The organism is Allosphingosinicella sp. (genome assembly GCF_036570505.1).
Lineage (GTDB): Bacteria > Pseudomonadota > Alphaproteobacteria > Sphingomonadales > Sphingomonadaceae > Allosphingosinicella.
The window spans coordinates 42,392-55,549 of the sequence record NZ_DATCYB010000105.1 but is presented as its reverse complement, the minus strand read 5'-3'; the positions used below and the strand labels follow the sequence as shown (position 1 = coordinate 55,549).

At 65.4% G+C, this 13,158-nt stretch carries 15 protein-coding genes, 1 tRNA gene and 1 pseudogene; 14 read left to right on the top strand and 3 right to left on the bottom strand.

Features of this window, described 5'->3' with window-relative positions; genetic code table 11:
- The coding region (locus tag VIR62_RS13095; RefSeq protein ID WP_431871941.1) for an SDR family oxidoreductase at positions 1 to 460 on the top strand (460 nt) is incomplete at its 5' end.
- A 25-nt stretch (positions 461 to 485) separates the two neighbouring features.
- Entirely contained in the window at positions 486 to 1,478 is a 993-nt protein-coding gene (locus VIR62_RS13090; protein ID WP_431871940.1) for an aldo/keto reductase, read from the top strand.
- Positions 1,479 to 1,889: 411 nt separating this feature from the next.
- On the opposite strand, the gene VIR62_RS13085 is transcribed toward VIR62_RS13090, so the two are convergent.
- Positions 1,890 to 2,225, bottom strand: coding sequence for a hypothetical protein (locus VIR62_RS13085; protein WP_431871939.1), 336 nt, complete (start codon positions 2,223 to 2,225; stop codon positions 1,890 to 1,892).
- Between the two features lie 277 nt (positions 2,226 to 2,502).
- Between VIR62_RS13085 and VIR62_RS13080 the strand changes: the two genes are divergently transcribed.
- The gene (locus VIR62_RS13080) at positions 2,503 to 4,626 is read left to right on the top strand and encodes a TonB-dependent receptor (RefSeq protein WP_431871937.1); all 2,124 of its coding nucleotides are present in this window, start codon (positions 2,503 to 2,505) and stop codon (positions 4,624 to 4,626) included.
- Positions 4,627 to 4,633: 7 nt separating this feature from the next.
- Positions 4,634 to 5,902 (top strand): PepSY-associated TM helix domain-containing protein, encoded by a 1,269-nt coding sequence (locus VIR62_RS13075; RefSeq protein ID WP_431871935.1) that lies wholly within the window; start codon positions 4,634 to 4,636, stop codon positions 5,900 to 5,902.
- A gap of 188 nt (positions 5,903 to 6,090) precedes the next feature.
- Here VIR62_RS13075 and VIR62_RS13070 read toward each other — a convergent pair.
- Positions 6,091 to 6,167 (bottom strand) — tRNA-Arg (locus tag VIR62_RS13070).
- 107 nt (positions 6,168 to 6,274) lie between these two features.
- Between VIR62_RS13070 and VIR62_RS13065 the strand changes: the two genes are divergently transcribed.
- The 6 genes and pseudogenes from VIR62_RS13065 to VIR62_RS13040 all read left to right on the top strand — a co-directional run bounded on the left by VIR62_RS13065 (position 6,275) and on the right by VIR62_RS13040 (position 8,558).
- The gene (locus tag VIR62_RS13065) at positions 6,275 to 7,009 is read left to right on the top strand and encodes a queuosine precursor transporter (protein WP_431871933.1); all 735 of its coding nucleotides are present in this window, start codon (positions 6,275 to 6,277) and stop codon (positions 7,007 to 7,009) included.
- Between the two features lie 2 nt (positions 7,010 to 7,011).
- Complete coding sequence (locus tag VIR62_RS13060) at positions 7,012 to 7,212, top strand: hypothetical protein (protein WP_431871931.1); 201 nt, start codon at positions 7,012 to 7,014, stop codon at positions 7,210 to 7,212.
- A 92-nt stretch (positions 7,213 to 7,304) separates the two neighbouring features.
- Positions 7,305 to 7,472 (top strand): annotated as a pseudogene (locus VIR62_RS13055) (phage portal protein); the annotation flags it as partial.
- A gap of 97 nt (positions 7,473 to 7,569) precedes the next feature.
- Positions 7,570 to 7,995 (top strand): hypothetical protein, encoded by a 426-nt coding sequence (locus VIR62_RS13050; protein WP_431871929.1) that lies wholly within the window; start codon positions 7,570 to 7,572, stop codon positions 7,993 to 7,995.
- A gap of 24 nt (positions 7,996 to 8,019) precedes the next feature.
- Positions 8,020 to 8,163, top strand: coding sequence for a hypothetical protein (locus VIR62_RS13045; protein ID WP_431871927.1), 144 nt, complete (start codon positions 8,020 to 8,022; stop codon positions 8,161 to 8,163).
- Positions 8,160 to 8,558: a hypothetical protein gene (locus VIR62_RS13040; protein WP_431871925.1), complete on the top strand. Its 399-nt coding sequence runs from the start codon at positions 8,160 to 8,162 to the stop codon at positions 8,556 to 8,558. Before VIR62_RS13045 ends, VIR62_RS13040 begins: the two co-directional genes overlap by 4 nt.
- A 6-nt stretch (positions 8,559 to 8,564) precedes the next feature.
- Here VIR62_RS13040 and VIR62_RS13035 read toward each other — a convergent pair whose 3' ends face one another.
- On the bottom strand, positions 8,565 to 8,897 hold the full coding sequence (locus tag VIR62_RS13035) for a hypothetical protein (RefSeq protein ID WP_431871923.1): 333 nt from the start codon (positions 8,895 to 8,897) through the stop codon (positions 8,565 to 8,567).
- 44 nt (positions 8,898 to 8,941) lie between these two features.
- On the opposite strand from VIR62_RS13035, the gene VIR62_RS13030 reads away from it, so the two are divergent.
- The 4 genes from VIR62_RS13030 to VIR62_RS13015 all read left to right on the top strand — a co-directional run bounded on the left by VIR62_RS13030 (position 8,942) and on the right by VIR62_RS13015 (position 13,121).
- Positions 8,942 to 9,265 (top strand): phage tail tube protein, encoded by a 324-nt coding sequence (locus VIR62_RS13030; protein WP_431871921.1) that lies wholly within the window; start codon positions 8,942 to 8,944, stop codon positions 9,263 to 9,265.
- A 506-nt stretch (positions 9,266 to 9,771) separates the two neighbouring features.
- Positions 9,772 to 10,266 (top strand): DUF2793 domain-containing protein, encoded by a 495-nt coding sequence (locus tag VIR62_RS13025; protein ID WP_431871919.1) that lies wholly within the window; start codon positions 9,772 to 9,774, stop codon positions 10,264 to 10,266.
- Positions 10,267 to 10,467: 201 nt separating this feature from the next.
- The gene (locus VIR62_RS13020) at positions 10,468 to 11,601 is read left to right on the top strand and encodes an OmpA family protein (RefSeq protein WP_431871917.1); all 1,134 of its coding nucleotides are present in this window, start codon (positions 10,468 to 10,470) and stop codon (positions 11,599 to 11,601) included.
- Positions 11,602 to 11,801: 200 nt separating this feature from the next.
- Positions 11,802 to 13,121 carry a UDP-glucose dehydrogenase family protein gene (locus VIR62_RS13015; protein WP_431871916.1) on the top strand — a complete coding sequence of 440 codons (1,320 nt, stop codon included), beginning with the start codon at positions 11,802 to 11,804 and terminating at the stop codon, positions 13,119 to 13,121.
- The last annotated feature ends 37 nt before the right edge of the window (positions 13,122 to 13,158 follow it).

Genomic DNA, 13,158 nt, shown 5'->3' with positions numbered 1-13,158 from the left:
GCCGCTTTCGCCACTCTCCGCGCTGCTCGTCGACCAGTGGGACTGGATGATCGACGTCAACGTGCGCGGGGTGCTCAACGGGATCGCCGCGGTGCTGCCGCGGTTCGTGGCGCAGGGTTCGGGGCATGTGGTGAACGTGGCCTCGACCGCGGCCTATCGCGTGTTTCCCGGCGCGGCGGTCTATAGCGGGACCAAGTTCGCGGTGCGGGCGATCACCGACGGGCTGCGAATGGAGCATACCGACATCCGCGCGACGACCATCTCGCCCGCGGCGACCGAATCCGAGCTGGCGGAGACGATTACCGATCCAGCGACGCAGCAGGCGATAGCGGCGTTCCGCAACGCCGGGATGCTCGGGCCGGACGCTATCGCCCGCGCGATCCGTTTCGCGATCGCGCAGCCGGCGGAGGTCGATGTCAGCGAGATCATCGTCCGCCCCACCGTCAGCAACATGAGCTGAGATGAATCGAGAAAGGAATACGACAATGGAACAGGTTCAACTCGGGGCGGAAGGCCCCATGGTTTCGCGCCTCGGCCTCGGCTGCATGGGCATGTCGGATGTTTATGGCCCGTCCGATCGGGGCGAGGGCCTGGCGACGCTGGCGATGGCCGTCGAGCGCGGGATCACCCTGCTCGACACCGGCGACTTCTATGGAATGGGCCACAACGAGATGCTGATCGGCGAGGCGCTGAAGACCCTCGACCGCGACAAGCTGACGCTCAGCGTCAAGTTCGGCGGGATGCGCGGGCCCGGCGGCGAGTGGTCCGGTTTCGACGGGCGTCCGGCGGCGGTGAAGAACTTTGCCGCCTATTCGCTGCAGCGAATAGGCACCGAAGTGATCGACGTATACCGCCCCGCGCGGCTCGATCCGGACGTGCCGATCGAGGACACGGTCGGCGCGATCGCCGAGCTGATCGAGGCGGGCTATGTGCGTCACATCGGGTTGTCCGAAATGGGCGCCGAGACGATCCGACGCGCACACGCAGTGCATCCGATCGCCGACCTGCAGATCGAGTATTCGCTGATCTCGCGAGGGATCGAAGACGATATCCTGCCGACGTGCCGCGAGCTGGGGATCGCCGTGACCGCCTATGGCGTGCTCTCACGCGGGCTGATAAGCGGCCACTGGTCGAAGGAGCGCACGGGCCAGGACTATCGGTCCCATAGCCCACGCTTCCAGGGCGAGAACCTCGAGCGCAACCTCGCGCTGGTCGAGGCGCTGCGCGGCGTGGCCGAGGCGCGCGGGATGAGTGTGGCGCAGGCGGCGATCGCCTGGGTGCTCTCGCGGGGGACTGACATCGTCCCGCTGATCGGCGCGCGGCGGCGCGACCGGCTGGAGGAAGCCCTCGGAAGCATGGAGGTGACACTGACCGCGGGCGACCTCGCCGCGATCGAGGCCGCGATGCCCGAGAGCGCCGCGGCGGGGACGCGCTATCCGGAGGCGCAGATGGCCTATCTGGATAGCGAGAAGCGCTGACAGGCAGCGGTTCCAAAGAACGACACGATGCATGTACTCGTTACGGGCGCGGCCGGCTTCGTCGTTTTAGAAAACAGCTCGATAACGTTTTAGAAAACAGCTCGATAAAAGGCACCCGTCCGATTTCCGCCGTTCCCGAAGAATGGCGCCCCGTGCAGGATAAACATAACGAATATGTGTCGCCGTTCGCACTATGCTAGCAACGCCTGAGGCCGCCGCTCTCCGCTAATCACCGCCGCATCTTTGCGTAGATGCTACTATATGGCGAGAGGTCGCCGGTAGTCTGATCTCACGTCAACGGCTGCCAGGCGTGCGCCAGCGACTAGCTTCTCGACACGGTGCTCAAGCAGCCCTGGCGCTAGCGAGGCATTAGTTCGAGTGCCGTCTCCTGCCGTGGTGGGCCCGGCTTGGTCAGCCGCCGTAGATGACGCGCCCACCGAAGCGGCTGGCGATGCGGCGTGCCTCCCTGCAACTCGTCGGAGGCGGTTGCTGACCGGCGGGCCGGTCGTAAAACCACACGCGGCATTCGCCCGGAGGGGGCAGATGGCCAGCCGGGATGGCGCTGCGACGATAACGCCGGCGGTCGCGATCGTCCCAATCGTCGTCGCGCCAATCCCTTCGCCCGTCCCAGCGGTCTCGGTCGCCCCAAGAATAGCCCCGATTGCCGCTCTCGTCGCGGTAGGGATCGGCGAGAGCGGGCGTCGCAACCAGCGACAGGCCCGCCGCGATGATCAACGTCTTCAACATTGTCGGACTCCTCGACCAACAAATGATCCAAGCCGGACGGTTGTTTCAGGTAGCCGCTGAATTGCCGCTGAGGCGAGCTGACAGGAAGGCGCAAGAATGGGCCAGGCCATGAATGAGTAGCCATCGGCCCCCTGGCCCGACAAGTTTGGCGGCCCGTCCTCGCAGTGGGCTGCCCAGTCTCGTGCGTCGCTCTCAATGTCGATGTCGCTAATGAGAATGACTTGCAGCTCTCCGCCGACGTCGATATGGGCCGTCGAAATTTGCAACGGGGAACATCATGAGGTCGATTGCTCGGGTAAGCGTACTAGCTATTGCCATCGCCACGCCGATGTCGGCGGCCGGTGCACAAGATCAGGCCAGCGGAATCGGGCAGACGGCGGAGCGGGCGCAGGATGACGATACGATCCTCGTGACCGCTTCGCGCAGCGGCACGGAGCTGTCCGACCTGCCGATCTCGACCTCGGTCGTAAGCGAGGAGGAACTCGCAGAGCAGCTCGACTTCAGCACCAACATCATGCGCGCGCTGGAATTCACCGTCCCCGGGCTCGCGCCGCAGCGCGAGGCACGCAGCAACTGCTCGCCGAACATCCGCGGGCGGGCCACGGCGATCCTGATCAACGGCGTGCCGGTCAACGAAACCCTGCGCCAAAGCACCTGCAACCAGATGTACCAGCTCAGCCCGTTCGCGGTCGGGCAGGTCGAGGTGATCCGCGGCGGAACCGCGCTCTACGGCGCGGGCTCGCCGGGCGGGATCATCAACTTCGTCACCCGCCGGGCCGAGGGCGATGCGCTCGAAATCGACGTCGTCGCGCAAACCAGCTTCAACACCTCCGAGACCGACGACAGCTTCACCACCGACCTCTATCTCGGCGGCGGACAGGACTTCGGCAGCATCGACTACTACCTCGGTGCCGCCTACACCGACGGCGGCTTGGGCCGCACGCCCGGCGGCGGTTACGTACCGGGACGGATGTACGAAAGCTTCGCGCTCAACGGCTCGGTCGGCGCCGAACTCGCGGGCGGCGAGCTGCGCGCGACCGGCACCTGGTACCGCGAGGATTACGGCAGCGAGTGGTCGGGCGATGGTTCGCAGGGCATCGGCAATTTTGCGCCGGTCGTCCCCGTGGCGCCCCACCCGCAGAACGACGAGGCGGTTCTGCGCTCGACCACGCTGGCGCTGTCCTACGACCACCCTGACCTTCTCTGGGGCCAGTCACTCGCGGTCAGCGGGTTCTACCAGGACCAGCTCTACCGGCAGCGCGACAACTTCTGGTCGGCCGACTTCGGCGACGATTTCTTCGCTTCGGATTCGGATCACGAGCGGCTCGGCCTGCGCTCGACGCTGGTCAAGCGGGCAAGCCTCGGCATGGTCGACTTCGTCGGCAGCTACGGCTTCGACTTCACCCGCAACAGCTACTACCGCCCGGCGATCGATCCGGTGACCGATGCGATCCTCTCGTTCGTCTCGCCCGATGTGACGTTCGACACCTACTCGCTATTCGGCCAGGCAGAGTTCGACTTCGGCCGCCTGAAGTTGGTGGGCGGGGCGCGCCAGGAGTGGTACCGCGGCGAGATCGGCGAGCGCGGCTACGACCCGGCGCTCGGGGGCGCGGCCACCCCTGGAGCATTGGGCAAGACCAGCCTGACGCTGTTCAACGCCGGCGCGGTTTACGACCTGGCCGACCGGGTGCAGCTCTACGGCGGTTTCAGCCAGGGCGCGGAGATCTCGCAGCTCGGCCGCGCCGCGCGCAACCAGACCGATCCCTCGCTCATCTCCCCCGAACCGGCGACTTCGGACCAGTTCGAGATTGGCATTCGTGGACAGCTCGATACGGTGAAGTTCGAGGTCGCGGGCTTCCGTTCGACTTCGGAAAATGCCTCGCTGCTCCAGGCGGACCCGAGCTGCGCCGGCGAGACGCTGTGTCCGCTTATCCCGCTGCGCGCGCCGCAGCGGTTCTGGGGCTTCGAGGGCAGCGCCGACTGGGCGGTCACGCCGCAGCTCGATCTCGGCGCAGTGCTGACCTGGCAGCGCGGCAAGATCTTCGATGACGCCGAGGGGCGCTACATTCCCTACAGCACCGACATCGTCGCTCCATTCCGCCTCACCGGGTCCGCCAATTACCGCCCGGTCGAGCCGCTGCGCCTCTCGCTGCAGGGCACATACTACGGCGCGGCGAGCTACTTCACTGCGGCCGACGAGGCGCTCGGCTTCGTCGCGACGGATTCGCTCTTCCTGATGGACGCAGCGGTGCACTACGACGTCGGTCCGGGGGAAATTTTCGTGGCCGCGTCGAACCTGCTGAACGAGAAATATGTCAGCGTTGCCGACCAGGGCGTGGGGTTCTTCTACTTCCAGTCCGAGGCGCGCCGGGTGACGGTCGGCTTCAAGGGCCGTTTCTGACGCCGCCGTGCGCCGGCGGACCTTCTTCGTCTGGCACAGCTGGATCGGCCTGACCGCCGGACTGCTGCTGTTCGTCGTCTGCTGGTCGGGGACGGTGGCGGTTTTCAGCCAGGACATCGACTGGCTGATCGACGAGCGGCTGCGCGCGCCGCCGGCGGAAAGTGTGGCCTGGCAGGAGATCGCGCAGAATTTCGAAGCGGCCCATCCCGGCTGGCGGCTCAACTCGATCCAGGCTCCCATCGCGCCGGGTCATGCGGCCGAGCTGTGGCTGAACGATCCCGACGGAGTGATGCATCGCGGCTGGGCCGATCCGGGTTCCGGCCGGCTGCTGGCCACGCTCAGCTATTTTAACGTTCAGCGCTTCCTGCGCAGTTTCCACATGTCGCTGTTCATCGGCGAATGGCGTGTTTGGGAGATTCCGTTCGGCTACTGGCTGGTTGGCCTGCTGGCCTTCGTGCTGGCGGCCTCGCTGGTCACCAGCCTGATCTTTTACAAGCGGTTCTGGCGCGGCTTCTTCAAGCTCCAAACTCACCGGGGCGCCAAGGTGTTCTGGAGCGACCTGCACAAGCTGACCGGCCTATGGGGCCTGTGGTTCGTGACGCTGATCGCCGTCACCGGAATCTGGTACCTCGCCGAGTGGAAGATTACCGACGAAGCTCCTTATCCCGACCCGCCCGCGGCGGAAGGCAGCGTGACGCGGACGCTCTCGATCTCGCGCCTGGTCGCGGCGGCCGAGCGGGCATACCCCCGGCTCGAGGTCCGCACTGTGGTGACCGGTCAGATGGATTCCGGACTGTTCGAGGTCCACGGGCAGGACGGTGGCTGGTTCACCCGCGACCGCGGCGCACGGGTCTGGCTCGACGCGCGCGACGGCAGCACCCTCGCAATCCGTCGCAGCGGAGAGATGCGTCCGCTCCACCGCTGGATCGACATGGCAGACCCGCTCCACTTCGGTAACTTCGCCGGCCTGTGGAGCAAGGTGGTGTGGTTCGTGTTCGGCCTCGGGCTTTCGGGTCTTTGTCTCACCGGCGCCTATCTCCAGGCCAAACGCCAGCAACGGCAAGGCCAGGCCGAGTGGCGTAAGGCAGTTCTGACCGCGTATGCATTCACGGTATCGGTACTGCTCGCCTCCGTCTGGTTCGGATACCAGGAAGCGCTGACGTATGGCAGCGCGGGTGGCTTGCCCGAAGTGCCGACGGGCGTAACAGTGACTATCGTTCTTTTCGTACTGACCATGCTGGCGCCACTTGGACTGTGGGTGCGCGCCCTCCGTTGATAGTTTTCAGCGGGCCAGGTTGCCGCTGAGAGGGGCAGCTTTCGGGAAAGATAGCGACCTCAACCGACGACCCTGTTGGGCGCGATCAGTCTCGCCCCGAAGGATTCGAACTTCCTCACCGCTAGGAAGCGCTGCCCACGCTACGCTGTCGTACTTTGGTCGGCCTCTGCGTCGCAGACGGCGGTATTTGGCGCGCCCGGCAGGATTCGAACCTGCGACCCCAAGCTTAGAAGGCTCGTGCTCTATCCGACTGAGCTACGGGCGCGTGGGCCATGCTCTAAAGCACTTCCCGGAAAAGTAGGAACCGGTTTTTCGGCCGCCGGGCGTCGCTCGCGCTTTCACGGAGGGTGGAACGACGCTATTCGTGCCGCAATGCGCAGGGGGGACATCGAAGCGGTAGAGGGCGAGGCGCTGGCGGGCGCGCGCTTTCGCTATTTCGATTTCGTGATGGCGGCGTTCGTCACCATCCTCCTGCTCTCCAACGTGCTCGGCGCCGGCAAGGTCGCCACGGTCAACCTTCCAGTGATCGGCGAATGGCCGTTCGGGGCGGGTATCCTCTTCTTCCCCATATCCTATGTGATCGGCGACGTGCTGACCGAGGTCTATGGCTATGCCCGGGCGCGGCGGTGCATCTGGGCGGGGTTCGGCGCGCTCCTCTTCATGGCGTTCATGGCCTGGATGGTGGTGGCGCTGCCGCCGGCGGCGAGCTGGGAGGGTCAGGCAGCCTATGAGGTGGTGTTCGGCCAGGTGCCGCGCATCGTCCTCGCCTCGATCGTCGCCTTCTGGACCGGCGAGTTCGCCAACAGCTTCGTTCTCGCGAAGATGAAGGTATGGACGGCGGGCCGGTTGCTGTGGACCCGCACCGTCGGCTCGACCATCGTCGGGCAGGGGATCGACAGCCTGATCTTCTACCCGCTCGCCTTCTACGGTGTCTGGGACGATCAGACGTTGCTGATCGTTCTCGTCACCCAGTTCGCGCTGAAGGTGGGTTGGGAGGCGCTGCTGACGCCGGTCACCTACGCGGTGGTGGGCTGGCTGAAGCGGCGCGAGGGCGTCGATGTCTATGACCGGGAAACGGATTTCACGCCCTTTCGGGCCAAGGTGTAACGATGAGTGTATTTCAGGATGCCAAGCTCGTCCTCGTCCAGGCGACCGACCTCAGCAAGGACGCGCTGCATGTCTATGTCGGGCTCGGCGTGATGCTGCTGGTGGCGATCTTGCTGCGGCGGCCGCTGCGTGACTGGCGGCCGCCCGCGGCGGTTGCCCTGGCGGCGGTGGCCGGAGAGATTTGGGACGTTTTGGGGAGTTGATCCCCGGGTTGAGGCCGGCAGCGGGATGCCGCTGCCGGCCTCTTCGATTCAGGTGCCGGGTCAGGCGACCCAGCGGCAAGTTAGGAGCGACCATGAAATGGTTCGGGCGGAAGGCCGGGGGTCAGCCCCGGCCTTTTTTATTGCGTATGTGGCAGGGGTCGGTGGCGGTGGGGGAATGGCCGCGGTCCTACGAGGCGCAGGTGCGGGAGGCGTATCTCGCCAATCCGGTCGCGCAGCGGGCGGTGCGGCTGATGGCGGAAAGTGTGGCGTGGCGCCGGTCTATTCGCTTGTGCGAGCGGTTTACCGGCCAGGCGCTGATGCGCCAGGGTTCATCGAGACGCTGCCCTCGCGCGGTTCGTGGACGCGGCTCGGGATGGCGCCGGTGAGCGTCATCTCAGGGGTGGACGTGCTGGATGCGGACGGGGCGACCACGCGCTTGCTGCCGAGACTTATGCGATCGACATCGACGCCAATGGCGACAGCTGGGTGCGTGTCACGCAGCCGCTGGACGCCGCGCGGGTGCGGGTGAGCTACCAGGCGGGGCTGGCCGCGGACTGGGTGGCGTTGCCCGAGGCGCTGCGGCAGGGGGTGGCGCGGCTTGTCGCCCATCTCTTCACCCATCACGATGCAGCAGATGGCGGCGGCCCGCCGGCGGCCGTGACGGCGCTGTGGCGGCCATGGCGACGGATGCGGTTGGGGTATTCCGGAGGGAAGATGTTCGAGAACCTTTCCGGATGGGTCGAGCGAGCCGCGCGGCGCCTGGTGAAAGCGCGAGCGGAATAGCTGGCCACGCGAATGCGGGGCGCGTTGCCTCGCGGGATCCAAGTCGAGGCCGTCGAGGACGGCATCCGGCTGGTCGGGCGCGATCTCCTTCGCCGGTTCCTGCTCGATCCGGCGCTGCGCTGGCTGGCCCTCGGACAGGCTCGAGGTGAACGGGAGAGCATGAAATGACGGCTCAGGAAGCCCTGGTGACGGCAGCGAAGGCGGCGCTCGCGAGCCTGGCGGGTGTCGGCGTCTACGACGGATTCCCCGGTGCGGGCATCGGTTCCCTAGGCCGTGATCGAGGTCGGACCCGAGACGGACTGGAGCCACAAGAGCGCCGGCGGACGCGAATTGCGGCTGGCCGTCGCTCTGCGCGACAAGGCGAGACGCCGGCGCGCCTGCGGCGGCTGATGGGCGAGGCCGAAGGGGCAATCGCCGGCATGGGAGGGATGGCGGGATGGAGCTTCGCTATGCCCAATTATCTGCGCTGCTGGATCGTCAGGGAAGGCGGCGAGGCGGCGCCACAAGCCTGGGCGGGCGTAATTGAGTTCAGGGTCAGAATGCTGGCGGCGGGCTCCGGCTAACGCGCATCATTCCGGTCGAGTGCCTTGCTCCATGTGAAGGCGGTAGAGGTCCTTGGTGTTCGTCTCCAGATCCTCGATGTCCATGCTGGCGAGTTCCTCCGCCTCGGCGGCACTCGCGCCGGCGGCTTTCTCGCTCGCCATGATGGCGTTGCGGTAGGCGGCCTCCTTGGCGGCACAGGCGGTGGCCAGCCCCTTGTCAAAGGCAGCTGGACTGGTTTTCGAATCGAGATGGGAGCGCACCGCGCGGTTGAGACAGTCGCCATAGGCGCGGCGGGCCTGGGGCAGGCCGGCATCCGCCTGGGCGAGGACCAGCATCGAAGCAAGCGCAAGCGAAATCATCGCGACTCCCCCGTGCAACAGCTTGAACAATAGGAGAATAAACCATGAGCGCGGAAAAAGGTAGCGCGTTTCTGCTGAAGGTGGGGGACGGTGGACAGCCGCCCGTCTACGCGACGGTGGCGGGAATGCGGACGACGCAGATGCAGGTGAACGGCGAGGCCGTCAACGTCACGAAGGATTCGGGTGGCTGGCGCGAATTGCTGTCAAGCGCCGGCGTGCGTTCGATTTCGGTGGCGGCGAGCGGCATCTTTCCGATCGGAAACAGACGCTTTCGGCTGCTTCGCGGCCGGCGGGGCAGCGAGTGGGCTGCCGCGACCCACGCTCCCGGTGAGGCATTCGATCTGCTGGATGTGCCAGCCTGGCCGTGATCGAGCCGCCGCTGGCGCTTCTCGGCGGCGAGGTGCGACTAGGCGCGAGCGGCCTCGGCGACCCCGTGTCGGTGATCGCAAGCCCGACCTTGACGGGCGAAGCGGTGAGACCGCCGGCGCCGGTTACTTCAAGGCGGAGTGGACCGAAGCCGGAGATCTGGCGATCAGTTGGGTGAGGCGAAGCTGCGCCGGTCGGACCTGGCTGAGCGGAACGGACACCTTGGTTGGCGAAGAGAGCGAGACCTACAGTCTCGTCATTTCCGGCACGGGCTACGAACGGACGGTGCCGTATCGGAGCCGCTCTATCTCTATTCGGCAGCCGAGCAGGCCACCGACAACGCGACCGGTGACATCGCGGTGGATGTCCGCCAGCTCGGCACCTTCGCGCCGTCCCGCCCGGCGAACCTCATCGTTCCAGCCCAGTCATGAGTCGAGCGGGCGAAGACCAAGAGCCGCGCCCCATTCCAACAGATCTGCACAATGACACTGAATTCTCTGGAGAACCCATGAGCGAGACCGAGCGATACCAATTGCCTTTCATCCTTCCCGGTCGGGCACAGAAAGAAGTCTATCGTAACGAGGCGCTGACGCGGATCGATGCGGCGCTGCATGCCGCTGTCGAGGAGGGACCGCTCCCGACCCCGCCCCAAACCCCGCAAATCGGCGAAAGCTGGATTGTCGCCATCGGCGCGAGCGGCGATTGGAGCGGCAAGGAAGATGACGTCGCGACGTGGACCGAAGGCGATTGGCGTTTCATCACGCCGCAGGCCGGGATGATGGCGTGGGACAGGGCGCGGGGCCTGTGGCTACACTGGAACGGCACCGGCTGGAGCAGCGGGGAGTTGCCCGTGACCCGTCTGCTGGTCGATGGCCAACAGGTCGTGGGCGCGCGTCAACCGGAAGCGCCAAGTCCTTCAGGAGGAACGACAATTGACCCGGAGGCCCGTACAGCGATCGACGCGATCATTGCGACATTAATGTCACATGGGTTGATCGATTGATCTTTTTTGTTCCTGCAATGAAACCGACGCGGAGGAGTGTCGTTTGAGGGGCGTCTGGCGAGGGGCCTTGGTTCTGATAACGATGAACTGAGGCATTTCGGCAACAATTGGAGGGATAAGCGTGCTTGCACGGAAACTCCGCTTACCGTATTGAGTTCAAGGTCGTTCCGTTGGGACGCGAATAAGAAAGGGGAAAGATTTATGCGGAAGCTCGCCATAGTTGTGGCGCTGTCATCCACCGTGCTCGCGACTCCGGCACTTGCGCGCGATGGCGCCTGGTATGTCGGCGGCGAATTCGGCGCGATGCTCGTCGAAGACTACGATGTCAGGATCGCCGGTTCAGCCGGAGACGAGAACCTGCCAGGCTCGAACGGCCAGATCCGTGTCTATCACGATTTCGGTTATGACGGCGCACTGTTCGCTGGTTACGATCTTGGCGGCGCCAGGATCGAAGCGGAAGTGTCCTACAAGAAGGCCCAGATCAACGATGGCCGGTTCGCCGTTCCCGTGCCCGGAGATCCTCTCGTAGGCGGCCCGCCCGATGATGACGCGACTGGCTCCACCAGCGCGCTCGCCTTCATGGTAAACGGCATGCTGGACATCGGCGACGATGACGGCCTGCAGGGCTTTATCGGTGGCGGTATCGGTTACGCCAAGATTAAGGCGAACAACTGGCGTCGCTTCGACAATGCCGCGCCTTTCCTGGACGACAGCGATTCACGTTTGGCCTGGCAGGCCATCGCTGGTGTTCGTGCTCCGCTCACCGAGAATATCGACGTTCAGTTGAAGTATCGTTTCTTCAACGTCGCCGATCTGGAGTATGTGGCGTTCAACGGCGCGCCGGCGGAATATCGCTTTCGCTCGCACAGCCTGCTCGGCGGCATCGTCTTCAACTTCGGGGCTGCTCCTCCGCCTCCTCCGCCTCCTCCGCCTCCTCCGCCTCCGCCGCCTCCGCCGCCTCCGCCGCCTCCGCCGCCTCCGGCGGTTCCGGCCGGGCCGTTCATCGTGTTCTTCGACTGGGATAAGTCGGACATCACGCCGCAGGCGGCCGCCATCCTCGACAACGCCGCCGCTGCCTACCAGCAGACGGGCCAGGCGCAGGTCGTGCTGGCGGGCCACGCGGACCGTTCGGGTCCGGCGGACTACAACGTTGGTCTGTCGCAGCGTCGTGCCGACGCGGTTCGCGCCTATCTGGCCGGTCGCGGTGTGCCGGAAGGCGTCATGACCACCGAAGCGTTCGGCGAGAGCCGCCCGCTGGTCGAGACCGCCGATGGCGTTCGCGAGCCGCAGAACCGGCGCGTGGAAATCACCTTCGGCCCGGGTTCGGGCATGTAAGGTGGTCCCTGGCAGCTTCGGCAGCCGGGAGCCAAGCGAAAAAAGGGAGTCGGTCCGAAAGGGCCGGCTCCTTTTTTCTTTGGACGACAGCCCGTCGGGCTGACCGGAGCTGAACTGCCGGTCTGCAACCGCGAAGGGCCTGTTCTGGAGCGACCGCCTTTGTTAAGCGGATCCGGCATTTATCTGATCAGGGAATATCCATGCGCATCGCAATGATCGGGACCGGCTATGTGGGGCTGGTTTCCGGAGCCTGCTTCTCCGACTTCGGCCATGACGTGACCTGCGTCGACAAGGACGCAGCAAAGATAGAAGCGCTTCGCCAGGGCATAATGCCGATCTTCGAGCCTGGGCTGGACGAACTGGTGGAGCGCAACGTGGCGGGCGGTCGGCTTTCGTTCGCGACCGATCTCGCGCCTGCCGTCGCCGCGGCGGACGCGGTGTTCATTGCCGTGGGAACGCCATCGCGCCGCGGCGATGGGCATGCCGATCTCAGTTATGTCTTCGGAGCCGCCGAGGAGATAGCGCGCGCGCTCAGGAAACCGGCGGTGGTGGTGACTAAATCGACCGTGCCGGTGGGGACTGGCGACGAGGTCGAACGAATCATCCGCGAAGCGGCGCCGGCGGCAAAGGCTCGAGTGGTTTCTAATCCGGAGTTTCTGCGCGAAGGCGCGGCGATCGAGGATTTCAAGCGGCCAGACCGCATCGTCGTCGGCACTGAGGACCACCTGGCGGCCGAGGCGATGCGCGAGATCTACAGGCCGCTCTATCTCAACAAGGCGCCGCTGGTCGTTACCAGCCGCCGGACGGCCGAGCTCATCAAATATGCGGCCAACGCCTTCCTCGCGACCAAGATCACTTTCATCAATGAGATCGCCGACCTGTGTGAGATGGTCGGCGCGGACGTGCAGGATGTGAGCCGCGGGATCGGCCTCGACAACCGCATCGGATCGAAGTTCCTCCACGCCGGACCGGGCTATGGCGGCTCCTGCTTTCCGAAGGACACGCTGGCGCTGCTGAAGACGGCCGAGGACTATCAGTCGCCGCTCCGGATCGTAGAGTCGGTGGTCAAGGTAAACGATCTCAGGAAGCGGGCCATGGGCCGCAAGGTGATCCGGGCCCTGGGTGGCGACGCGCGCGGCAAGACGGTGGCGTTGCTCGGCCTCACCTTCAAGCCCAACACCGACGACATGCGCGAAGCGCCCTCGATTGCGATCGTCCAGGCGTTGGAGGACGCCGGAGCTAAGATACGGGCCTACGATCCCGAAGGCATAGAACAGGCGCGGCCGATGATGCCGGAAATCGAATTCTCGACCAGCCCCTATGAAGCGGCCAAAGGCGCTGACGCTGTGGTGCTGGTCACCGAATGGGACGTGTTGCGCGCGCTCGACCTCAAACGGCTGGCGGCGGCGATGGCCGAGCCGGTATTCGTCGACCTTAGAAATATCTATCCGACCGAGGAGGTGGAAAACGCGGGGTTTCGATCTCACGGAATCGGGCGGGCGACGGAGATGGAGACTTGATCGGCCGCGCCCGAAACCGTTCCGCCTCCGGCCCGTT